Annotated in this window: 17 protein-coding genes, 1 tRNA gene, 1 pseudogene and 1 other annotated feature; of the genes and pseudogenes, 7 read left to right on the forward strand and 12 right to left on the reverse strand. The window is 60.2% G+C overall.

What is annotated here, in order from left to right:
- Positions 1–338 precede the first annotated feature (338 nt).
- Positions 339–428 (reverse strand) — tRNA-Ser (locus M2367_RS08010).
- A gap of 277 nt (positions 429–705) precedes the next feature.
- Between M2367_RS08010 and M2367_RS08015 the strand changes: the two genes are divergently transcribed.
- Complete coding sequence (locus M2367_RS08015) at positions 706–1,617, forward strand: L,D-transpeptidase family protein (protein ID WP_259236371.1); 912 nt, start codon at positions 706–708, stop codon at positions 1,615–1,617.
- A 20-nt stretch (positions 1,618–1,637) separates the two neighbouring features.
- Positions 1,638–2,645: a DUF481 domain-containing protein gene (locus M2367_RS08020; protein ID WP_259236372.1), complete on the forward strand. Its 1,008-nt coding sequence runs from the start codon at positions 1,638–1,640 to the stop codon at positions 2,643–2,645.
- Positions 2,646–2,889: 244 nt separating this feature from the next.
- Here M2367_RS08020 and M2367_RS08025 read toward each other — a convergent pair.
- A pseudogene (locus tag M2367_RS08025) lies at positions 2,890–3,270 on the reverse strand (hypothetical protein); the annotation flags it as partial.
- Positions 3,271–3,580: 310 nt separating this feature from the next.
- Entirely contained in the window at positions 3,581–4,561 is a 981-nt protein-coding gene (locus tag M2367_RS08030; RefSeq protein ID WP_259236373.1) for a TDT family transporter, read from the reverse strand.
- A 103-nt stretch (positions 4,562–4,664) separates the two neighbouring features.
- Here M2367_RS08030 and M2367_RS08035 point away from each other — a divergent pair, with 103 nt between their 5' ends.
- Both M2367_RS08035 and M2367_RS08040 read left to right on the forward strand, forming a co-directional pair.
- Positions 4,665–5,555, forward strand: a complete 891-nt coding sequence (locus M2367_RS08035; protein WP_259236374.1) for a LysR substrate-binding domain-containing protein — start codon at positions 4,665–4,667, stop codon at positions 5,553–5,555.
- Between the two features lie 228 nt (positions 5,556–5,783).
- Positions 5,784–7,808, forward strand: a complete 2,025-nt coding sequence (locus M2367_RS08040) for a BCCT family transporter (protein ID WP_259236375.1) — start codon at positions 5,784–5,786, stop codon at positions 7,806–7,808.
- Between the two features lie 661 nt (positions 7,809–8,469).
- On the opposite strand, the gene M2367_RS08045 is transcribed toward M2367_RS08040, so the two are convergent.
- From M2367_RS08045 to M2367_RS08075, 7 genes are all read right to left on the reverse strand, one after another.
- Positions 8,470–8,901 (reverse strand): hypothetical protein, encoded by a 432-nt coding sequence (locus tag M2367_RS08045; RefSeq protein ID WP_259236376.1) that lies wholly within the window; start codon positions 8,899–8,901, stop codon positions 8,470–8,472.
- A 97-nt stretch (positions 8,902–8,998) separates the two neighbouring features.
- Positions 8,999–10,564 (reverse strand): ATP-binding cassette domain-containing protein, encoded by a 1,566-nt coding sequence (locus M2367_RS08050; protein ID WP_259236377.1) that lies wholly within the window; start codon positions 10,562–10,564, stop codon positions 8,999–9,001.
- A gap of 361 nt (positions 10,565–10,925) precedes the next feature.
- Complete coding sequence (locus M2367_RS08055; protein ID WP_259236378.1) at positions 10,926–11,327, reverse strand: SgcJ/EcaC family oxidoreductase; 402 nt, start codon at positions 11,325–11,327, stop codon at positions 10,926–10,928.
- Between the two features lie 119 nt (positions 11,328–11,446).
- On the reverse strand, positions 11,447–12,736 hold the full coding sequence (gene thrC / locus M2367_RS08060; protein ID WP_259236379.1) for a threonine synthase: 1,290 nt from the start codon (positions 12,734–12,736) through the stop codon (positions 11,447–11,449).
- Positions 12,733–13,701: a homoserine kinase gene (thrB, locus tag M2367_RS08065; RefSeq protein WP_404972868.1), complete on the reverse strand. Its 969-nt coding sequence runs from the start codon at positions 13,699–13,701 to the stop codon at positions 12,733–12,735. Before thrB ends, thrC begins: the two co-directional genes overlap by 4 nt.
- A 40-nt stretch (positions 13,702–13,741) precedes the next feature.
- Positions 13,742–16,234: a bifunctional aspartate kinase/homoserine dehydrogenase I gene (thrA, locus tag M2367_RS08070; protein ID WP_259236380.1), complete on the reverse strand. Its 2,493-nt coding sequence runs from the start codon at positions 16,232–16,234 to the stop codon at positions 13,742–13,744.
- A gap of 25 nt (positions 16,235–16,259) precedes the next feature.
- Positions 16,260–16,394 (reverse strand) — a sequence feature (Thr leader region).
- 67 nt (positions 16,395–16,461) lie between these two features.
- Positions 16,462–17,154, reverse strand: coding sequence for a tRNA/rRNA methyltransferase (locus M2367_RS08075; protein WP_259236381.1), 693 nt, complete (start codon positions 17,152–17,154; stop codon positions 16,462–16,464).
- Positions 17,155–17,310: 156 nt separating this feature from the next.
- Between M2367_RS08075 and aceK the strand changes: the two genes are divergently transcribed.
- Positions 17,311–19,086 (forward strand): bifunctional isocitrate dehydrogenase kinase/phosphatase, encoded by a 1,776-nt coding sequence (aceK, locus tag M2367_RS08080; protein WP_259236382.1) that lies wholly within the window; start codon positions 17,311–17,313, stop codon positions 19,084–19,086.
- A gap of 135 nt (positions 19,087–19,221) precedes the next feature.
- Here the strand turns inward: aceK and M2367_RS08085 are convergent, their stop codons facing one another.
- A complete protein-coding gene (locus M2367_RS08085) occupies positions 19,222–19,617 on the reverse strand; it encodes an META domain-containing protein (protein WP_259236383.1) in 396 nt (131 codons plus the stop codon).
- A gap of 156 nt (positions 19,618–19,773) precedes the next feature.
- Here M2367_RS08085 and M2367_RS08090 point away from each other — a divergent pair, with 156 nt between their 5' ends.
- Positions 19,774–20,256 (forward strand): hypothetical protein, encoded by a 483-nt coding sequence (locus tag M2367_RS08090; protein ID WP_224432463.1) that lies wholly within the window; start codon positions 19,774–19,776, stop codon positions 20,254–20,256.
- Positions 20,257–20,259: 3 nt separating this feature from the next.
- Here the strand turns inward: M2367_RS08090 and M2367_RS08095 are convergent, their stop codons facing one another.
- Positions 20,260–20,739, reverse strand: coding sequence for a putative 4-hydroxy-4-methyl-2-oxoglutarate aldolase (locus tag M2367_RS08095; protein WP_259236384.1), 480 nt, complete (start codon positions 20,737–20,739; stop codon positions 20,260–20,262).
- 776 nt (positions 20,740–21,515) lie between these two features.
- Between M2367_RS08095 and arcA the strand changes: the two genes are divergently transcribed.
- Positions 21,516–22,235, forward strand: a complete 720-nt coding sequence (arcA, locus tag M2367_RS08100) for a two-component system response regulator ArcA (protein WP_042040388.1) — start codon at positions 21,516–21,518, stop codon at positions 22,233–22,235.
- Positions 22,236–22,269: the final 34 nt, after the last annotated feature.

Genomic DNA, 22,269 nt, shown 5'->3' on the forward strand with positions numbered 1-22,269 from the left:
GACACAGGGAGGCGCATCCTTGGCTCCATCGCCTTGATGAGCAAACTGGGCGTCTTGCTGGATAGATGATCCCGATAAACAGTCGCAGTCTTCACACAGGCTCGTCCACTCGAGCTGGCTCGGTCACCTTGAATTGCCACCCATTAGCCAGCCACTTGCATTGTTGATGCGCCGTTTCAGGGCCCTGTATGTCATGGGTTCAGATATGTCCAAATTACCGAGCACCCTCAACAGGATACACGGGGCGATGAGCTGTCCAGCGCCGTTCATCTGGATGGCATCTGCGCAGAGACAGATAACGAAAAGCCCAACCTACTGAGTAGGTTGGGCTTGATAGATGGCGGAGAAACAGGGATTCGAACCCTGGGTGGTATTGCTACCACAATTGATTTCGAGTCAATCCCGTTCGGCCACTCCGGCATCTCTCCATAGGGGCTATTCTGACTCAGCCCCACCCAGGAAATCAATCTCAATCTCTTTAAATATCAACTGACTGTATAGAAATCCATCAAGCATCATGACGGGCCTCATCATGGGTCTCCTCCCCTGTTGCTTTCTTGCTCCGCCTGGCTCCCTGTTGTTTATCCCGGCGGATGAAGATCGGTGCGTCGCTGCCGCCGGGCTGGTATTCCCGGGCCGATTGGTTAACAATTTCGCCTCTTTCGCCCTCCCTGAGGGGATCCGTTTCGACGACCTGGATTGCTCATGTTCAACTTGCGTATTCTGCTACCGCTCCTCACCACTTGCTGGGCGGGCTCAGCACTGGCCACCAGTTATCCGCTGCCTGCGGCCAACAGCCGCCTCATTGGCGCCCCCGAAGACTACATAGTGCAGCAGGGTGAACACCTGGAACTGATCGGGGCTCACACTCAGATTGGCTTCCTGGCACTGCTTGAGGCCAATCCCGGGGTCGATCCCTACCTGCCCAAACCGGGTACCCGTTTGATCCTGCCCACTCAGATACTGCTGCCGGATGTGCCGCGAGAGGGCATCGTCATCAATTTGCCGGAGCTGCGCCTCTATTACTTCCCCAAGGGTGCGGATGACGTGGTGGTACTGCCCATTGGCATAGGTGACATAGGCCGCGAGACCCCGGAGATGACCACCACCGTCATTGCCAAGAACCCCAATCCAACCTGGACGCCGGGGCCCATGGTGCGCAAATCCTGGCTGGAGCAAAAGGGCATCGACTTGCCCGCCGTGGTGCCGCCGGGCCCGGACAATCCGTTGGGCAAGTTCGCCATGCGGCTCGGTTATGGCAAGCAGGACTACCTGATCCACGGCACCAACAAGGATTTCGGCGTCGGGCTGAGGGTCAGTGCCGGCTGTATCCGGCTGCGACCCGCCGACATCGAATCCCTGTTCAAGCAGGTGCCGTTGGGCACCCAGGTCAGGGTCATCAATCAACCGGTCAAGACCGCCATAGAGCCAGATGGCAGCCGCTGGCTGGAGGTGCACTCCCCCCTGTCCCGCACCGAGCAAGAGCTTGAGCAAGGTGCCCCCCTGGTGCTGAGCCCGGCGGTCAAAGGCTTTATCGATGCCCCCGAGGTGGATGCGGGTCAAGCCAGCCTGGCGCTGGAGCGTAAAAGCGGCATGCCCCTGCTCGTCGGCGGTTAAGTGCCAGATAGGACACCATGATGAACCCCTGCTCTTTCCTGCGCGCCTTGCCGCGCCTGCTCTGCCTCTGCGCCCTGCTGGCCGCGGCGCCACTCTGGGCCGCCGATATTCTCTGGATGCACAACGGCGATCGGCTGAGCGGCAAGATAGAGGAGATGACCGACAAGATGGTGCGCATCAAACTGCCCTATGGTGAACCGCTGACCATAGCGCGCAGCGCCATCATGCGCTGGCGGCTCGACAAGCCCTACAAACCCAAACCCACCGCCAAGGGGGGCATCGACTTCAACCCCCTCGGCATTGCCGAAAATGCCTGGCATATGACGGGCAACGGCGACGTCAACATCAAGCTCAAGAGCAACACCAGCCAGAGCAATGACGTCAACCTCAAGGGCGCATTCGAGCTCGCCAACATGGATTGGCGTTACACCCTGGAGGGGGAGTACAACTACGAAACCACCGATGGCAAGACCGACAGCCACGACTACCAACTCAAACCCATTGTCGATATCTTCTTCGATCAGAGCTGGTTCTGGCGCAGCTCGGTGGACTACGAGTACGACATGATAGAGACCGACTATCTCTCCCTCGACTTGGGTTCGGGCCCCGGCTACCGGTTCTGGAATGATAAGAAGCGCCGCCTCGAACTCATCACCCAGGGCGGCGTGCGCTACGCCTACTGGCGCGATGGCAACGAGGTCGTAGAGGAGCTGTTCGGTTCCCCCCATGCCTCCTACCCCTTCGCCAGCCTCGGCTGGGACTATCGTCAGCCTGTCTGGGAGGAGCGGATAGAGCTGTTTAGCAAGGGCACCTACATCAAGTACCTGGATCAGGACTCTCCCCTCTTTACCCTCAACCAGAGCGTCAATGGCAGCATCGGCATGCGCTACTACTTCAACGACAACGTCCGCCTCTCCTGGTCGAGCGAGCTGGACTGGGACGATGCCTGGTTCAATACCCCGGATGGGCGCATCACCATAGATGGCAAGGAGTGGCGCCAATACATCAGCCTGGGGGCCAGCTTCTAGGCCCCTGCGGGCGAGCACGCCAGCCCCAACGGAGACAACAATCCCTGAGGCTGCGAATGACGGCGAATAAAGCAGGGGGCCATGGGCCCCCTGAACATCACACATCGGTATTAGCTGGCACCCCAGGGAGCGCCCCGCTTGCACACCCTTAGCCGGTCTTGACGCATTTTTGGATAAAGCTGTTCTTGGCCGCCCCCGCCAGCTTCTTGTCGGCCGCCGCTTTCTCGCATTGGCTTGCCTTGTCGGCCGTGGCATCTGTTTTCACGCATTTCTGGATAAAGCTGTTCTTGGCCGCACCGGCCAGCTTCTTGTCGGCCGCCGCTTTCTCACATTGGCTTGCCTTGTCGGCTGTGGCATCGGTTTTCACGCATTTTTGGATAAAGCTGTTCTTGGCCGCACCGGCCAGCTTCTTGTCGGCCGCCGCTTTCTCGCACTGACTCGCCTTGGCGCTATCAGTGGCCGGGGCTGTCTTGACGCACTTGCCGACGAAGCTGGTCTTGGCCGCGCCGCTCAACTTCTTCTCGGCAGCCTGACTCTCGCACAGCTGCTGCGCCGTCATGGTGGCGCTGTGCGCGACCCCCACCCCCATCAAAAACACCGTCACCAGGATGGCAATACCTTTCATATGACAACCTCCTACTGTTGATCCCAATATGGTTTTTACCTCTTCGAGCGGGCCAAACGAGGCACCCTCATCAGGGTGCACTATAGTCGCCCCGCCGCATTACAACCAAAGCCGTCATGGTCAACTGCCTTGCTCAACGAAAGCCGGACACGCCGTGCGACAAGAGGCCGCCTTATCTCGCCAGGGATCGAAAACATACTCACGTGGGGAAAATACCTGGCACCCCATCAAGGGCGCTGACGTCGTGCAGGCCCCAGAATGAAGCAGACCCCGCGGAGCGGGGTCTGTTGCTGGCAGGCGAGCCGGACGCTTAGCGGCGCACGGGGTGACCCAAGCCCCCAGTCTGACCGAGGGGCAGGAAGAACATCAGGTAGCGCAGCGCCACATAACCGACGATCAGGGTCGCCGCACCGAGTTCCAGATAGGCCAGCTGGTTGATCTGCGCCGCATAGTGGGCAGCCTCTGGCCACTGCGACAGCAGGTGACCCACCTTGAACAGGGCGGTGGCGCCTATCACCAGGGGGAAGGTGAAGGCGGCATAGCCCGGCGAGAACGGCAGACGCAGCAGCTTGATGAAGGCCAGGTAGATGATGCCAGTCATCAGCAGGGCTATCCCCAGCAGCACGGCCACCAGCAGCAGCGACGGATCCTGGCTCACGGTGAGGTAGCCGGCCAAGGAGAGGCTGGCAGGCGCCGCCAGGATGGCGATGGTGGGCTTGGCGGCATCCGGCACCTCGTGGCTGAAGATGAGGCGATAGAGCATCAGCGGCAGCATCAGGGCGTAGCAGGCCATGCCGAACCAGAGCAGGCCATTGGCCAGGGCGGCGAAGGGGCCACCCGGGTAGGCGACGTCGGCCACGATGATCCCCACCGGTGGCACGAACCAGCTCGGCACCATGTGGTGAATTTCAAACGCCTTGGCCCTGTGCCAGACGAAGGTGGCGAGGAACAGCAGGTGAATGATCACCGCAAACAGCCAGAGCCCCTGGCCCAGGGTCGGGGCCAGCAGCCCCACCGCCTTGGAGACCACCATGGTCCCCATGGCATAGGTGGGCACCACGCTGCCCACCACGGGGTGGGCGAGATCCTGCCACAGCAGACGCGGGTGCAGCAGGAACTTGAAGGTGAGGATGAGGAGCAGCACGGCGGCAATGGCGGCCCCCAGCAGTTGCAGGCGGCCATCGAACTGACCGGCATTTTCCCAACACCAGCCGAGGCTGGCGATCCCGAGTGCCAGCCCGGCCATGGGGGTCGGGGCGGCGGCAAGGGAGCGACGGGTGCGTGCGATCATGACTGGTACCCTCTTGTTGATGACGATGTACATAGGATAAAGAGGGTCTATCGTTTACGATATCTAAATGAATTGAACTAAGCGTTTAGGAAAATTAAACGACATGAAGCTGACCCTGCAACAACTCAAGGTGTTCGCCACCATAGCCCGCCACGGCAACCTGGGGGGCGCGGCCAGCGAGCTCTGCCTCAGCAAGGGGGCCGTCTCCCAGTCGTTGCAGGAGCTGGAGCGCCAGCTCGCCACCCCGCTGTTCGATCGGGTGCATCCGAGGCTTCAGCTCAACAACGAGGGGCGCCTGCTGCAACCGGCCGCCGAGGAGCTGCTGACCCGGATGCAGGAGATAGAGCAGCTGTTTGGCCCGGACGCCGAGCCGAGCGGCCAGCTGCGCCTGGGGGCCAGCCAGACCATAGGCAACTACCTGCTGCCCAGCCTGCTGGCGGGGGGTGCCCAGGAGCTGGGATCCGCCCCCAGGGTGACCATCGCCAACACCCACCTGTTGTGCCACTCCCTCGCCCACTTCGAGCTGGATCTGGCCCTCATCGAGGGGGAGAACCATCACCCGGATCTGGTGAGCGGGCCCTGGCTCGAAGACGAGATGCTGATCATAGCCCCGCCCCAGCACCCCCTGGCCGGGCAGCTGGAGCTGCCTCTTCGCCTGCTCGCAGGCGAAACCTGGGTACTGCGCGAGCCCCAGTCAGGGAGCCGCGAGCAGTTCGAGCAGCAGATCCTGCCCAGGCTGCCGCGCTGGCAGGCGGGGCTCGAGCTCAACACCCTGGAGGCGGTGATGCTGGCGGTGGAGAAGGGGCTCGGCATCTCCTTTATCTCCCGCCTCGCTGTCTCCGATCGCCTGCACAGCGGCCGCCTGGTGGCGCTCACCCCGAGCCAGACCTTCCCTCGCCAGCTCTCCCTCGTCTGGCACAAGCAGAAGTTCCACTCCGCGGCCCTGCGCCGCTTCCTCGCCTTCTGCCGCGCCCAGACCCTGCCCGCTCCCTGAGTCGGGCAAGCGCACCATAGGCAACGCGGGGATTGTCCGTGAGGCCGCGTCGTGATGCGTGCGGATTGCAGAGACAGCGAGGCACAGGGGCGACGCCAGCCAGCACAGCTCCCGGTCGGAAAAACCGGGGATCCGGGCCCAAGCTGCCCGGCATGCCTCGCTTTAAATTTGTCTCTTAAGTGAACAATGGCTTTATAGTATCTGAGTCCCTCTACCCAAAGGTCTCCCATGAACGCACCCCGTCCACCCCGTTGTACCCTGTCGTGGCCTATTTTCATCCCCAGCCTGCTGTTTATCGTGGCACTGCTGGCGGTCTGCTCCCTGGCCCCCGAATCTGCCGCCCGCTTCTTCGGTGACGGTCAGCGCTGGATAGCCGAGCACTTCAGCTGGTTCTACGTGCTGGTGGTCGGCATGTTCCTGATCCTGCTGCTGGTGCTGGCCTTCAGCAGCTACGGCAACATCCGGCTCGGGCCTGACGACGCCCGTCCCGAGTTCAGCTTCACCTCCTGGCTCGCCATGCTGTTTGCCGCCGGTATGGGGATAGGGCTCATGTATTTCGGGGTGGGCGAACCCATGACCCACTTCGTCTCCCCACCCCAGGCGACCCCGCTCACGCCGGGCGCCGCCCGCGAGGCCATGGTCACCACCTTCTTCCACTGGGGCTTTCACGCCTGGGCCATCTACGCCATCGTCGGCCTGGTACTGGCCTATTTCGGCTTTCGCTATAATTTGCCGCTGACCATCCGCTCCGGCCTCTACCCCATCTTCAAGGAGAAGATCCACGGGCCGCTCGGCCATACGGTAGACGTCTTCGCCCTGGTGGGCACCATCTTCGGTATCGCCACCACCCTCGGTTACGGGGTACTGCAGCTGTCGGCGGGGATCGCCCGGCTCACCGGGATGGACACCTCGGGGGATCTGTTCCGCTTTGGCCTCATCGGGATCGTCATCGCCCTGGCCGGTCTGTCTGCGGTCACCGGCCTCGACAAGGGGGTCAAGCGCCTCTCCGAGCTGAACCTGTTCCTCGCCATCGTGCTGCTGCTGTTCGTGCTGGTGGCCGGTCCCACCCAGTACCTGTTGGGGGCCCTCTCCGAGAATATTGGCAACTATGTCTCCTCCCTGACCCAGCTCACCTTCCGCACCTTCACCTACAGCGAGCCCAACCAGGCGGGCTGGTTCGGCAACTGGACCCTGCTCTACTGGGCCTGGTGGATCTCCTGGTCTCCTTTCGTCGGCCTGTTCATCGCCCGCATCTCCCGCGGCCGTACCCTGCGCGAGTTCATCCTCGGTGTGCTGTTCGTGCCCACCGCCTTCAACCTGCTGTGGATGACGATATTCGGCAACGCTGCCATCTGGGCCAGTCAGCAGGAGGGGGGCCAGGCTCTCATCGACTCGGTCGGCAACGTCGATACCCTGCTGTTCAACTTCTTCGATCTGCTGCCGGGCGCCGACATCACCTCGGCCCTGGCGGTGATCCTGATCAGCGTCTTCTTCGTCACCTCCGCCGACTCGGGGGCCTTCGTCATCGACAACATCGCCACCCAGGGCAAGGAGCGCTCCCCCATCTGGCAACGCCTGTTCTGGGCCCTGCTGCTCGGGGTCACCGCCGGTACCCTGATGGCAACCGGGGGGCTGGCGGCGCTGCAATCCATGACGCTGATCGCCGCCCTGCCGTTTGCCTTCATCATCGTACTGCTCTGCCTTGGCCTGGTGCGCGGTCTCATCGCGGATAAAGAGCACTCGGCGCGGCGCCTCTCCCCTGCCACCGATTTTTGGAATGGCAAACAGTGGCGCACCCGCATGGATCACCTGCTGCGCCCCTCCAGCGAGAAGGAGGCCCGCAACTTCCTCGGCGAAGTCGCCCTGCCCGCCCTGACCACCCTGTGCAGCGAGTTCAATGCCCGCGGGCTCACCAGCCGGGTCGTGCAGGATGATCCGGAGCAGTGCCACCTGCTGGTCCCTCAAGAAGGTAGACGCGACTTCTGTTACGGGGTGCGCATCGAGGCCAGGCCCGCCCCCGCCTTCAACCCCCTGGAGGCGACCCACAACCACGACCCCGAGGCCCGCATCTTCGAGCCCATCACCTTCTTTGCCGATGGCCGTGCCGGTTACGACATTCAGTACCTGACCCGGGACGAGCTGAGCGCCGATGTGCTGCGTCAGTACGAACGCTATCTGATGCTGAGTCAGGACGAAGGACAGGATCTGCTGAGCGCGGCACCGGAGCACAGCCCGCCAGAGTCAGGGGGCTGATGATTCTGGCTCAGTGAAAAAATTGGTTGGAAAGTGTGGCAACGCCTGTCACCTTGAAGGCCTGTTGAACGGGTGACACTGATTTAATTGGCACCACACTTGAGCAATAAACATCCCCCATCAAGGGGGATGTTTATTGCTGGGCTTTCATCACACAGCATGGCGCCTTGCCGATGAACTCCACGCCAAGCCAGTCAATACCGAGCTATTTACGTGAACCAACAGGGTTGCCAGAGCTGAGCGCACCAAACAGGATGACAATATATTCATGGGATATGTTCTCTCTTGGCGATGTATTTTCAACTGCTGATTACTGTCACTGTTCCCCTTGGCAAAATTCAATGAATACGCGACATGGTATCTAACGGGCAGGGGCGCCTATCGTTTCAAACTTGGGTTAAATAAATTCAATGGCGGCCAGCATCCTAGACCAGAGTAGTTACTGTACCATGCGAGATAGGAAATTTCTTTGTCGGCCTGACGGCGTGGTCCTTGTAATTAACCGTCAACAAATATCAGCGGGTGACTCACTATAGAACTCGTCCCTGATGCCAAGATATGCTAATGAAATCCCATCAATGACTTATTCGTGTTTTCCTTATTTATTGTCTGACACCGGCCAAGAGCCAGTGTCAGATAAAGACGAATATTCTGAAAATCGTCATCCATTTTGGTCACGTAAAAATGCAAATACTTTAGAGTCAGGCTCTGCGCTATCTAGGTCAACGAAATAAGCAACGTCTATCCTTGAAGATTTTTGTGTCTCATCACCAGACCATTCCAGCACACCCCATTTCAATGTCGATGAAAAAATCTGATGATCCCACTGATAGGCATAGTGCCTCATCGGCTGACGCCGTTCCTCAATAGCCTGCAATATGTCATTCACTATTAGTGCGGTATTTTTGTAATCAGCAAATAATTTCGCATCCCGGCTCGCTGTAACTGGATCCATAAAGTACGCAACATCATGGCGGGGTGATAATGCGATGGGGCCACCACACTTTTCACCGACTCCCGAACACTTCACCACAATCCACTGAATCGCGGGCTGAGCAATCTTGTGATCAAACTCCAGTGCAACATAAGGCATAGTATTATCTCACTTGAAATTTAGGCTTTTGACGAGGAGTCATTTAACCCCACCATCTAGATTAAATGAGATTCTCCTTGTACACCTACCTCTTTCCCTATCCACCCAACATATATGTCCGCCCAATCCCCACCCCGGCCACAAACTCGGGATCGTGGGAGACAAGCAGCAATGTGCCCGGATAATCGGCCAGCACCTGAGTGAGTAGTTGGCGAGAGGCGTTATCCAGGTGACTGTCCGGCTCATCGAGGAGCAGCAGCTCAGGTTGCTGTGCCAATACCATCAAGAGGCCCAGCTTCAGCCGCTCACCACCGCTCAACTGGTGGGTCGGTTGCAGGGCGCGCTCCCCGCGAAGGGCTATGCCCGCCAGCCGTGTTCTCGCATCGCTTTCGGCCAGCCCAGGCGCCACTGCCAACAGGTTGGCAAGGGGGCTGAGATCCCGCGCAATCAGGCTCAAGCCCTGATCCAGACAAGCCATGGGGCCAGTTAGCCTGAAAGCACCCGACTCGGGCGCCAGCTCCCCGCGCAGCATCTTGAGCAGGCTGGATTTGCCCGCCCCATTGCGGCCGCTGAGCAGACAGCGATCCCCCCGCTGCAGCACCAAGCTGACCCGCTGGCGGTGCCAGCGAGGATGGCTGGCTGCCATGATCACCAGGGGCTGGGCACTGCCCTGTTTGCCGGGTTCGCCCCTCCCCTGCCACTGCAACCGCAGGGGCTGTACCGCCGCCAATGCGGCGGCCGCATCCTCCTTAAGCCCCAGTTGCTGCTTATGACCGCGCTCATGGCGATCCAATACCTTGCCGAGGGATTTCCCCGCCTGATCCTTGTTGAAATCCAACAGGATTTTGGCCTGAGAGCCGCGATCCCGGCGGCCCTGACTGGCGCGCTGCGCAGCTTGTTCGCGCGCCCTCTGCAGCGCCAGAGCGGCCGCCTTCTCATTGCGTACCGCCTGCGTCAGGCGCGCACTTCTGGCGGCCTGCTCCTGTGCCTGCTGTTGCAAGAAGGCCTGAAACGAGAGCTGGGCGCTTTGCAGCCCCTGCTCGCTTAACTCAAGCAGTTGCTTGGCCTGATTGAGCAAGCGCCGGTCGTGGCTCACCAGCAGGTAGCCGCCGCTATGGTTGGCCAGTCGCCGCGCCAGCCACGCTATCCCCGCGCCATCGAGGTGATTGTCCGGTTCATCCAGCAACAGGAAGTGTTCGGGCTCGGCAAAGAGTGCCAGCAGCCTTAGTCGGGTGAGCTGGCCGCCGCTCAACTGGTTGAGAGGCTGCTTGGCATCGACCCTGAGCCCCGCCTCGGCCAAGAGGGCGGCGAGATCGTCTCGCAATGTCCAGCGATCGGCCAGCAGGTCGAAGTCCCGGCTGTCGATACTGCCCTGCTCGATGCGCCCAAGTGCCCCCAGAGCCTCCCCCCAACCAATGAAGTCAGCCACAGAGCTATCGCTCGCGGGGACAAACTGGGGTAACCAGGCGACGGGCTGGGCCCACTCTATCTTGCCCGAAGCTGGGGCACGCTGGCCCGCCAGCAGTTCCAGCAGCAGACTCTTGCCTATGCCGTTACGACCTATCAGGGCGCAGGGTGCCCGTGGCAGGGAAAACGTGAGGGGTGCAATGCCTGGCAGATAGGGCAGTTGCAACTGTTTGATATGACATGAGAGTTGGGTCATCTGAACTCCTGAGGCCGATGCTGGAGCAACGAGCCGAGAGTGAAGCCAAATGACAGGGACGCAGCGCCTGCAAACAAGAAATGCAATGAGGGATCAACATCAACCTGTCACGGTAAAGACGCACCCGGCCTCAATGAAGAGGGGCAGAAAACTGGAGGGTGCGGACAGGTTAAATGCGCATCGGAGGAAGTACTCTTGGGATCAGAAGAGCGGTAACGGTAACCAAATGCCCCAACAAGATCAACCCGTGCGCCACGGCGACTAGCCTGGAGCGCGAGCCGGAGCCCCCGATCCAAGGGCTAGCTATGGGCGCGAACGAGTCAAGGATCCAGCCAGCTGTGGCGACGTTGAGCCGCAGGGGTTATGGGACTGCCGCCAGCAGCGCAGTGCCATAGGAGTTGTCGATTGTGCAGCGCCACTGCCCATCCGCCTCCTTGCGAAACACATAGGTGGCGCGGCGAGTCTCGTCCACCAGGCCGCCTTGCCCGTCCGAGTAGCGCAGCCGAGTCTCCATGATCACCAGGGCGTTGTCGGCCCCCTCTATCACCTCCATGGCCCCCTGGGTCACCTCAAGCCGGCCGTCAAAGTAATCGGAGATGGCCGCGAAGGCGCGGCGGATGGCGGGAATGCCGCGCACCACCATGCCGGGCTTGATAACCAGGGCGGCGTCCTCGGCGTAGAAGGCCATCAGGGCGTCGAAGTCGCGCCGGGAGATGGCGGCGTCGCAGGTCTCGATAAGTTGACGAAGGGGATGCTGACTCATACCGTGCTCCTTTGTTTCAGGGTGATCATCCAGGGCTGGATTCCCCGCCCTATGCCGGACATAAAAAAATCCCCCGCTCTCAATATAAAAGCGGGGGATCTTCAGCGTCTCATAGCGACTTAACCGAGCAGGAAGGCCTTGAGGCGGCCAAAGTCTGCGGGCAGCTCGTGAGACAGCAGCGGCAGCGCGGCGTGCTTGGCAAGGGGGCCGGGCAGCGGCACATCCAACCCCAGGATCTCGTCCACCGACTCCTTGAACTTGGCCGGATGGGCGGTGCAGAGGAAGACCCCCACTTCGTCTTGCCTAAGCTGCTCATTGAGCAGATCCCAGGCAATGGCCCCGTGAGGCTCGCACAGGTAATCCAGCTGATGCAGGCGCTGCAATGCATCGCGAGTCTGGGCATCGCTGCGCATGCCAGAGCCCAGGGTCTCCAGCGCCCAGCCTTCCCGGCGGCACAGCTCTTCCACTCGCGGCCAGTTGTTGGGGCGGCTCACGTCCATGGCGTTGGAGAGGGTCGCGACCGTCTGGTGCGGCTCCCAGCTGCCGGTTTTCAAGTAGCGTGGCACTGTGTCGTTGGCGTTGGTGGCGGCGATAAAGCGCTTCACCGGCAGCCCCAGCGCCTTGGCAATCAGGCCCGCGGTGAGGTTGCCGAAGTTGCCGGACGGCACGCTGATCACTGCCTTGGCGCGGTCAGCCTTGGGCAGCTGGGCCACCGCCTCGAAGTAGTAGCACACTTGCGCCAGCAAGCGGCTGATATTGATGGAGTTGGCGGAGTTCAGACCGATGGCCTTTTTCAGCTCTTCGTCGTCGAAGGCATCCTTCACCAGCGCCTGACAGGCATCGAAGTCGCCGTCGATGGCGATGGTGCGGATGTTGCCGCCGAGGGTGCAGAAGAGCGCCTCCTGCAGCGGGCTGATCTTGCCCTTGGGATAGAGAATGACCACTTCGATCCCCTCCAGGCCATAGAAGGCGTGGGCCACGGCGGCGCCGGTGTCGCCGGAGGTGGCGGTGAGTATGGTGATCTTGTCATTCTTTTCGGCAGACACGGTGCGGAAGGTCGCCAGACACTGGGCCATAAAGCGGCCGCCGAAATCCTTGAATGCCAGGGTCGGGCCGTGGAACAGCTCGAGGGCATAGGTGCCGTCCTTGAGCTTCACCAGCGGCGCCGGGAAGGTGAAGGCGGCGTCGATCAGCTCGCTGACCTTAGGCAAGGGCACTTCGTCCCCCAGCAGGTGGCTGATGATGCGAGCGGAGCGCTCGGCCAGCGGCAGCGCCAGCAGGGCATCCACCTCGGCCAGGGGCGCGATGGTTTCGGGGAAGAAGAGCCCCTGCTCGCGGCCCAGACCCTGGCGCACCGCCTGGGCGAAGCTGACCTGTTCACTCTTGTCCTTGATATTGTAAAGATTCATAGCTCGCTTCCTGTTACCCGTGCCCCGGCCATGTCCAGTTTGCAGACCCGGGCAAATCCATCTTCGTTCTGCACGAAATGTGCATCCATCCAATCCTTCATGCGCTCGGCCTGGGCCAGATCCTTCATCACCACGAAGACGCTGGGGCCTGAGCCCGAGATGCCGGTGGCCAGGGCCCCGTTCTGGGCCGCCTGGGCCCGCACCTCGTTGAAGCCTTCGATCAGCGCCGCGCGGTAGGGTTCGGCAATCACGTCTTTGAGCACGCTCGCCGCCAATCCCTCCTGCCCTGTGTAGCTGGCGTGCACGAAGGCCGCCAGGCGACGGCCATAGGTGAGGCAATCCTGACGGCGATACTGGGCCGGCAGTATGGCGCGGGCGGCGGCGGTGGAGACCACAGTGCCCGGGTAGCAGACCACCCAGTACCACTGCTCGAACACCGGAATGCCCTGGCTGATGACGCCGTGCTCTTCGAGCACCAGCTGCATGCCGCCGAGATAGCAGGGGGCCACGTTGTCATAGTGGACCGAGCCGGAGATCTTGCCTTCCATCTCCCCCATCAACAGCAGCATGGCGTGTTCATCGAGGGGCGCGCCGTGGAAGGCGTTGAGCCCTTCCAGTGCCGCCACCACGCTGCAGGCGCTCGACCCCAGACCCGATCCCACCGGCAGGTTCTTCTCCAGCACCATCGCCAGCGGCTTGAGGGTCAGACCGCGCTTCTCCAGGGCCTCCCCATAGGCAAGCCAGCAGTCATAGAGGATGTTCTTCTTGGGATCATCCGGCAGCTTGTGGGCGTAGCGGCCCACGGAGGAGAGGGCGAACGCCACATCGGCAGCCTTTACCTGGACGCGATCCCCCAGCAGGGAGCCATCCACGGGGGCGAGCGCCGCCCCCAGGACATCGAATCCCACGCTCAGGTTGGCGCTGGAGGCCGGGGCATAGGCGACGACGCTGCCGCCCGGCACCATGGCATCTTGTTCAAAATCGGGGTTCATCGCTGAACTCATGTTACAGCTCCTGCTTCCAGTTCTGGGTGCGCAGCACGTCGGCGAAGACACCGGCGGCAGTCACTTCGGTCCCTGCGCCGTAGCCGCGCAGCACCAGGGGGATGGGCTGGTAATAGGTGGAGAAGAAGGCGAGCGCGTTCTCCCCGTCTTTCACCTTGAACAGGGGCTCGTCGGCACCGACCGCCTTGATGGCGACCTTGCACTTGCCCCCTTCGATGGAGCCCACGTAGCGCAGCACCTTGCCCTCGCTCTGAGCCAGGGCGAACTGATCGCGGAACCAGCCATCGGCCTCGGACAGACGGGCCATAAAGGACTCCACATCGCCGCTCACATCAAAACCGGGTGGCAGCGCCTGCTCCACTTCCACATCGGAAAGCTCCAGCGCCATGCCGGCCTCGCGGGCCAGGATCAGCAGCTTGCGAGCCACATCCATGCCGTTGAGATCGTCACGAGGATCCGGCTCGGTGAAGCCGTTGCCACGGGCTATCTTGGTGGCCTCGCTAAAGCTCATGCCCTCGTCCAGCTTGCCGAAGATGAAGGAGAGTGACCCGGACAGGACGCCGTCGAAGGCGCGCAGCTTGTCACCGGCCTTGATGAGGTTTTGCAGGTTCTCGATGACCGGCAGGCCGGCGCCCACGTTGGTCTCGTACAGGAACTTGCGGCGGGTCTGGCGGGCGGTGCGGCGCAGCGCCTTGTAGTAATCCAGCGACCCTGTGTTGGCCTTCTTGTTCGGGGTGACCACGTGGAAACCGGCGGCCAGGAAGTCCGCATACTGGACGGCGATGGCCTCGCTTGAGGTGCAATCGACGATCACCGGGTTGATGAGGTGGCTCTCTTCCACCAGCTTCTTCACCGCCTCCAGGCTGAAACTGTCACGGGCTTCCACCAGCTGTTCACGCCAGTTGGCCAGCGCCAGGCCATCCTTGTTGACCGCCATCTGGCGGCTGTTGGCGATGCCCACCACCCGCAGACCGGTGCCCTGCTCGGCCAATACCGGCTGCTGGCGGGCGATTTGATCGACCAGGGCCGCGCCGACGCCGCCGATGCCGACCACGAACAGGTCGATGAACTGCTGGCTGCCGAAGAAGTTCTGATGGCAGGCCTTGATGGCTTCCGCCACCTTGCGATCCCGCACCACCGCCGAGATGGAGCGCTCGCTCGAGCCTTGGGCGATGGCGACGATATTGATGGAGGCCTGGGCCAGGGAGGTGAAGAAGCGCGCCGCCATCCCCTTGCTGGTGCGCATGCCATCCCCGATCAGGGAGATGATGGCGAGATCTGTCATGATCTCGAGCGGATCCAGTAGCTGGTTCTTGAATTCCAGCTCGAACTCGCGCTCCAGCACCTTGCGGGTCTTGTCGCTGTCATAGCTGTGGATACAGAAACTGACGCTGTACTCGGAGGATGACTGGGTGATGAGTACTATGCTGACCCCGGCGCGGGAGACGGCGGAGAAGATGCGACCAGCCATGCCGACCATGCCCTTCATGCCGGGGCCGGAGACGTTGACCATACACATGCCTGACAGATCCGAGATGGCTTTTACCTTCAGGTCATCATCCCCCTGCTCGGCACCGATCAGGGTGCCGGGCCCCTGGGGATTGAAGCTGTTCTTGATGAGGCAGGGAATGTGGAACTGGGCCACCGGGGCGATGGTTTTCGGGTGCAGCACCTTGGCGCCGAAATAGGAGAGCTCCATCGCCTCTTTATAGGAGAGGGTTTTCAGCAGGTAGGCATCCGGCACCAAACGGGGGTCGCAGTTGTAGCAGCCTTCCACGTCTGTCCAGATCTCGCAGCACTCGGCGTCCACGCAGGCGGCCAAGACGGCGGCGGAGTAATCAGAGCCGTTACGGCCCAGCAGCACAGTCTCGCCCTTGTCGCTGCCACCGGTGAAGCCCGGCATCAGGTAGAGGCATGACGCTTTTCCAGAGGGGCCCTGCCCCTCTACAACCGGGCGAAGCCCCTTGGCGGCGAAACGCACCCGGGAAGCTTCGATGTCGACATGGGCCTCAAGATGGCCGCCATCGGTCACCAGCATCTGCTCGGGCACTATCACGTCCAGCTCGAGGCCGCGCACCCGCAGCAGCTCATGCATGAAGGCGATGGAGAGATTCTCCCCCCGGCTCAGGATGTGAGCCTGAACATTGTCCGGGCACTGACCCAGCAGGCGGATGCCCTGCATCAGGCGCTCGACCTGATCCAGTTCGGCCGTGAGCCGGGCCTGCAATGCTTTCTCATCGAGGGCCGGATAGGCCGCCTTGAGACCCGCCAACAGACGGGAGAAGATGCCGTTTATCTCAAACAGGGTGGGGCTGGCATCCATGCCACGGCTGGTCTGTTCGACCAGCGCCACCAGGTGATTGGTCACCTTGGCTGGCGCTGACAACACCAGGGCTACCTGGGACTGACCATGGGTGTTGACCGCAATATCGGCAACCCGTAAAAAACGCTCTGCATCGGCCAGTGACGACCCGCCAAACTTCAACACTCTCATCGCTTTCTCTCCCTGTAAACTGCGCAACAAAAAGGCCCGTACTGGGTGGGTACGGGCCTTTTTCTGATTTCTGTGCTTGTTCGTCAGCGCATCAACCGGCCCCAGTGCCACCTGTGGTGGTACCGGTAATAATGGTGGTGGTGATGACGTTGATGATTAACTGCATGACGAACACTCTGCTACGAGACTGGCCTCTAGCAATACCCTGCACGGCGGACGCTGTCAACTCAAAGCAACTTGCCAAGCCGCCTCATCAGGTCTTTACAGAGCAGATGCAGCATATTCAGATCCCGCTGTGGCAGCATAGGTACTCGGTCCATTACCCATTGATGCAGTTTTTCATCCTGCGAAACCCCGACTTCAGCAAGAATTTCTGCTGTTTTACTTTTTAGCACTCGAACTTGCCCACTGTTGTCCGAATTTTCGTCTACTGCGGTCGACTCATCGAGCAGCGGACTCAGTTCATAGGCATACAGCATGATCGCCTGCCCCAGATTCAAGGAGGGGTAACTCACCTTGAGGGGCAGGTAACTGAGCAGGTCGGCATGGGCCAGCTGTTCGTTGGAGAGACCCGACTCCTCGCAGCCAAACAGGATGGCCACCTTGTTCAGGGAGGGTTTGGCGCGGATCTGATCACGAATTTCCCCCGGGGTGAGGTAGTGCTGATAACGGCCACGCTGGCGGGCCGTGGTGGCGATCACCAGATCCATGTCGGCCAAGGCGTCTGGCAAGGTATCAAACGCCTCGGCATTGGCCAGTATCTCCTGCGCCCCATGGGCCACCCAGCTCGCCTCATCCTCTTGGTGAACCCGGCTCGCCACGACCCGCATGGCGTCAAAACCCATGGTCTTCATGGCGCGGGCGGCGGCCCCGACATTCTGTGGGCGGGCTGGCGCCATCAGGACAAAATAGAGCTTCATGGATTATTCCTCGCGGGCAGGGCTGCAAAGGGGCGAAATCTACCGCTTATCCCCGCAAAATGCCACTTGAACAGATGTTTGAATGTTGCCATAGTGGCCAGAAATATCGGCGAAATAATGGCCAGAAGAGGCCAGATAACCACAAGGAAGGTGGCGATGGACAAGGCACTGGGACAGGCAGTCGCAGAGACTATTTTGCAGCGGTTCGAGTCATTTTATAGCCGCTTTCTCGACATCACCCAAGGCAGCAAGAGCCGCTTCGAGCATGGCGACTGGCTCGGGGTGCAACTCGCCGGGCGTGAGCGGATCCGCCTCTACGACCATCATGTGGGCGCGACCACGGCGCTCATCCGTACCATGATGGGGGAGCAGGTTGCGACCCAGGACCTGCTCAAACGCGTCAAGAGCGCCTTTAGCGATCTGCTGCCGGGTTGTGCCAACTTCGAGGTGGCCGAGTCTTTCTTCAACTCCGTCTACCGGCGCATCTTCCGCCATCGCAACATCCGCGACGAGAACCTCTATATCCACCCATTTCGCAGCCGGGGTGAACACCCTGACTTGTCGACCCAACTGCGCATCTATCCCGGCAGCCTGGCAGAGCTGCCCCACTCCTTGCGTCAACTGTTTGCCGACTACCCCTTCACCTTGCCCTATGAGGACAAGGAGCGCGACATTGCGCACATTTGCCGCCACTTGGCCCAGAGCGGCCCGGCGGTACTGCGCACCGCGCCCTTCACCCTGGAACTGCTGCGCGAGGTGTTCTATCGCAACAAGGGCGCCTACCTGGTGGGACTTGTTCGCTGCCAGGACCGGGTCTATCCCTTCATCCTGCCGCTGCTGAGCACGGGGCAGCACATCTATGTGGATACCCTCATCTTCGAGCCCGAGCTGGCCTCCATCGTGTTTGGCTTCGCCCGCGCCTATTTCATGGTCTATGCCCCCGAGCCTGCGCTCATTGTTGCCTTCTTGCGGCAGATACTGCCCCACAAACCCGACTACGAACTCTACAACGCTATCGGTTGCCAGAAGCACGGCAAGACGGAGTTCTACCGTCACTATCGCCAGCACATGGCCATGAGCCGGGATCAGTTCGTCATCGCCCCCGGCATCAAGGGCATGGTGATGAGCGTGTTCACCCTCCCCTCCTATGACGTGGTGTTCAAAGTAATAAAGGATGAGTTCACCCCCCCCAAAGACGTGAGCCATGAACAGGTGAAGGCAAAATACCGGCTGGTCAAACAGCACGACCGGGTGGGCCGCATGGCCGATACCCAGGAGTTCACCAACTTCGAGTTTCCCCTGGACCGCATCTCTCCCGAGCTGCTGGACGAGCTGCAACGGGTCGCCCCCTCGGCGCTGACCCTGACCTCGGACAAACTGGTGATAAAACACCTCTATACCGAGCGCAAGATGATCCCGCTCAACCTCTATCTGGATAACGCCGACGAGCAGCAGACCCGGCTGGCGCTGGAAGAGTACGGCAACGCCATCAAGCAACTGGCGGCGGCCAACATCTTCCCCGGTGACATGCTGTTCAAGAACTTCGGGGTGACTCGCCACGGCCGGGTGGTGTTCTACGACTATGACGAGATCTGCTACATGACGGAGTGCAACTTTCGCCAGATCCCGCCGCCACGCTACCCGGAGGATGAGTTGAGTGCCGAGCCCTGGTATTCGGTCGCCCCGAACGACATCTTCCCCGAAGAGTTCGCCACCTTCCTGCTACAAAAGCGCCAGGTGCGGGAGATCATGATGCAAGTGCACAGTGAGCTGTTCGATGCAGGCTACTGGCAAGGGCTGCAGGCCAATATCCAGGGGGGCAGCTTCGAGGATGTCTATCCCTATAGACGCAAGAAGCGCTTTCGCTATCAACAGGGAGAAAGAGACGCACAAGCCAACCCGCCATCTCCTGACGGGAGCAGCACGCCATAAGTTCGAAGCGCATCCGGCTGGAAAACGAGAGGGGCGCCGCGGCGCCCCTCTCTATTGGGTCAGTTCTCTCAGACAGGTTGCCTCGCAGGAGCAGCCATGTGCCGGATGCGACAACCCTTGACCCGCAACGGGTGCTTACTCGGCCAACGTGGCGTCGAACGTGAGCAGGGTTGCCTGACTGGCATCTTTCAATACCAGCTGGTTGCCGCTCACCTGATAGCTGGCGACCTGGGTCAGCTTCTGGAGGTAATCACCCTCCTTGGCCATCAGATCGCCCATGCACGCCATGCGGGTTGAACCGAGGCCAGCCAGGGTCAGCGTCTGATCATCGAGCTTGGTAATGCCACCAAAATAGCGGTTGCAGCCGCCTTTGCCAGCCACCTTGCCCTCGGCGATCTGCAGGGTGAAGGCATCGGCGCTCGCCCCTTGCAGTTGCCAGGTATTGGCCTCCAGTTGAGTCATGTTGGAGCCGGATGTCATGGCACAGCCTCCCAGGGCCAGGGCGGCCAGCAGCATCAGATTCTTGTTCATGGGATCCCCTCTCGGTCATATGCAGTAAAATGAACGGCCCTGTTTACCACGATGAGCCTGCGAAGCAAAGCCTCGGAAATTTAAATGAGTCCCTTTACAGCATGCAAGCATGTGCCATGCTTGTGATCCTGTTCGGGACCCATGGAGGGGAAATGAATGGCTAACTCACTCATCTGTCTGCTGTTATCTGCCTGTAGCCTCAACTGTATCGCCGCCGACTGGGACTTCCTTGAACAGGATCCCGGCGAGGGAGAGCTCTATCTGAGAAGCTATTCAGGGGTGTTGCAGGACAAACGGGGAGATAGCCGAACCGACCCTTTCGACACCTGGCTCATCAACACCGGCTATCAGTACAACATCATGGATGATGTTGCCCTCTTCATGGAGGGGGGCCCCGCAGGCTCTGGCCGATCCGCACAGGCAGGCTTCAATCTAGCCTCAGGGCTGCGCTACCAGCTCACCCCGGCGCTCAACATTGGCAGCCAGTTAAGCCAGCTAGAGATTGGCAATACGACGACTCAAGTCGAGCTCAATAGCCGGCTGCTGCTGGCCCCTCAATTGGCGCTGACCGCAAACCTTGGCATCAGCCCGCTCACCGCCGAACAGTCTCTGAGCATCGGCATGGGCTTTCACTTCTGACGCTCAGATCAGCCGACTGGCACTGATCACGACGCCATTGAGATCTGCATAGACGAAATCCCCCGGCGCTATGGTCACCCCGGCAAAGCTCAACACAACGCCCTCCTCCCCAACCCCCAACTTTTGCGTCTTGACGGGACAGGCCGCCAGCGCCTTGACACCAAGGGCCAAGGTATTGAGCGTCCCCACATCACGCACAGCCCCATTGATGATGAAACCAGCCCATCCTGATCCGACCGCCTGGATGGCCAACTGATCCCCGAGCAAGGCTCGACGCACAGAACCCCCACCATCGACCACCATGACTCGGCCATGACCGGGACGTGCCACCAGATCTCGCACCAGGCTATTGTCTTCAAAACAGGAGAGGGTCACCGCCTCCCCATAGAAAATGGCATTGGCGCCAAAGTGTTGAAACAGCGGGTCGGCAACCTGCAAACTGTCGCCGTGCAGGTCGCAGAGATCCGGCAAAAGATCCAGCATGATTCACTCCTCTCCTTGGATATGATGACGCTCATTCTTTCATCAAGATAACGAGCTGACAATCCAAAATGAGTCCATCCCCTCGACCGACCCCAAGGCACAGTCCGCAAGCACTGACTCCGCGGCTTTACCCCTGGTCTATAGCCGCATCGTTGGCTACACAGTCAAGGGGTCAGGGCGGGCTAGCTTGAACCGATGCCAGCCCGCACTGCGCGATGAAAAATTTGATCATTTTGGCAAGACAGAGGGAGTGTTCGGTCAGCGCACGTTGAGCACGGCGCAGTGAGCGGGATGATTGGCGATTAACCTGGCGTAACTGGACTACGCTGGCGGGACAAGGAGGGGGATCGCACGAAATTTTGTAGTTTTCCCACAAAACCATGTCAATCACATGTTACATTTAATTACATTAATAAGTGGCTAAAAAGGGGGCTGACCCCACTATTATGCTGCCAGTTCAGGGTTTGACCTACATCAAACCAGAGTTAAAAAGTTGCTATCTGACAGCAAAGACTGTTGTTATGCGCCTGTTAACTGATAAAATGCGGCAACTTTCGTAATGGACTACCTTTCCGGCTCCTCTCTCCCGCCAGGGTCGAGAGCCTTCATATGGCGCAGGGATGTTGGCCAGCATTGATACCAAATTCGCGATGACTCGATCCTGAGTTCATACCCTGGATGATGTAATAAATTTTCAGGATACGTCCTTGATGGGTCGGGTAACGCCAAAAGTGTTAAAATTTAGCTAATTAACTGATAAGAATCTGGGAAAACTCATGCAAACACCACACATTCTGATCGTCGAAGACGAGCTGGTTACCCGCAATACCCTCAAGAGCATCTTCGAAGCCGAAGGCTATGTCGTGCTGGAAGCGAACAATGGTGACGAGATGCACCAGGCGCTGACCAACCACACCATCAATCTGGTGATCATGGATATCAACCTGCCGGGCAAAAATGGCCTGCTGCTGGCTCGCGAACTCCGTGAAGATGACAACATAGCTCTGATGTTCCTGACCGGTCGCGATAATGAAGTCGACAAGATCCTGGGGCTTGAAATCGGCGCCGACGATTACATCACCAAGCCGTTCAATCCTCGTGAGCTGACCATACGCGCTCGCAACCTGCTGAGCCGCACCATGAATGTGCTGCCCGGTGGCGAGGAGAAGAAGCAAGTCGAACGTTACCTGTTCAACGGCTGGGCCCTGGACATCAACAGCCGCGCTCTGGTCAGCCCGACCGGCGACATGTTCAAGCTGCCTCGCTCAGAGTTTCGCGCCATGCTGCATTTCTGTGAGAACCCGGGCCAGATCCAGACCCGTGCCGAGTTGCTCAAGAAGATGACTGGCCGTGAGCTGAAACCCCATGATCGCACCGTGGACGTGACCATTCGCCGCATTCGCAAGCATTTCGAGAGCGTGGGCGACACCCCCGAGATCATCGCCACCATCCATGGCGAAGGTTACCGCTTCTGCGGCGAGCTCGAGCAGGAATAAGCGAACTCGACCTCACAGCACAAATAAGGGCGCC

Origin of the sequence: Aeromonas sp. BIGb0445 (genome assembly GCF_024809075.1) — a bacterium.
Taxonomy (GTDB): Bacteria; Pseudomonadota; Gammaproteobacteria; order Enterobacterales; family Aeromonadaceae; genus Aeromonas; species Aeromonas rivuli.

What these genes read in the sequence shown, in the direction of transcription:
- M2367_RS08015 (WP_259236371.1), top strand. Translation starts at nt 706, where the DNA reads ATGTTCAACTTGCGTATTCTGCTACCGCTCCTCACCACTTGCTGGGCG.
- M2367_RS08020 (WP_259236372.1), top strand. Translation starts at nt 1,638, where the DNA reads ATGAACCCCTGCTCTTTCCTGCGCGCCTTGCCGCGCCTGCTCTGCCTC.
- M2367_RS08030 (WP_259236373.1), bottom strand. Translation starts at nt 4,561, where the DNA reads ATGATCGCACGCACCCGTCGCTCCCTTGCCGCCGCCCCGACCCCCATG.
- M2367_RS08035 (WP_259236374.1), top strand. Translation starts at nt 4,665, where the DNA reads ATGAAGCTGACCCTGCAACAACTCAAGGTGTTCGCCACCATAGCCCGC.
- M2367_RS08040 (WP_259236375.1), top strand. Translation starts at nt 5,784, where the DNA reads ATGAACGCACCCCGTCCACCCCGTTGTACCCTGTCGTGGCCTATTTTC.
- M2367_RS08045 (WP_259236376.1), bottom strand. Translation starts at nt 8,901, where the DNA reads ATGCCTTATGTTGCACTGGAGTTTGATCACAAGATTGCTCAGCCCGCG.
- M2367_RS08050 (WP_259236377.1), bottom strand. Translation starts at nt 10,564, where the DNA reads ATGACCCAACTCTCATGTCATATCAAACAGTTGCAACTGCCCTATCTG.
- M2367_RS08055 (WP_259236378.1), bottom strand. Translation starts at nt 11,327, where the DNA reads ATGAGTCAGCATCCCCTTCGTCAACTTATCGAGACCTGCGACGCCGCC.
- thrC (WP_259236379.1), bottom strand. Translation starts at nt 12,736, where the DNA reads ATGAATCTTTACAATATCAAGGACAAGAGTGAACAGGTCAGCTTCGCC.
- thrB (WP_404972868.1), bottom strand. Translation starts at nt 13,701, where the DNA reads ATGGTGCCGGGCGGCAGCGTCGTCGCCTATGCCCCGGCCTCCAGCGCC.
- thrA (WP_259236380.1), bottom strand. Translation starts at nt 16,234, where the DNA reads ATGAGAGTGTTGAAGTTTGGCGGGTCGTCACTGGCCGATGCAGAGCGT.
- M2367_RS08075 (WP_259236381.1), bottom strand. Translation starts at nt 17,154, where the DNA reads ATGAAGCTCTATTTTGTCCTGATGGCGCCAGCCCGCCCACAGAATGTC.
- aceK (WP_259236382.1), top strand. Translation starts at nt 17,311, where the DNA reads ATGGACAAGGCACTGGGACAGGCAGTCGCAGAGACTATTTTGCAGCGG.
- M2367_RS08085 (WP_259236383.1), bottom strand. Translation starts at nt 19,617, where the DNA reads ATGAACAAGAATCTGATGCTGCTGGCCGCCCTGGCCCTGGGAGGCTGT.
- M2367_RS08090 (WP_224432463.1), top strand. Translation starts at nt 19,774, where the DNA reads ATGGCTAACTCACTCATCTGTCTGCTGTTATCTGCCTGTAGCCTCAAC.
- M2367_RS08095 (WP_259236384.1), bottom strand. Translation starts at nt 20,739, where the DNA reads ATGCTGGATCTTTTGCCGGATCTCTGCGACCTGCACGGCGACAGTTTG.
- arcA (WP_042040388.1), top strand. Translation starts at nt 21,516, where the DNA reads ATGCAAACACCACACATTCTGATCGTCGAAGACGAGCTGGTTACCCGC.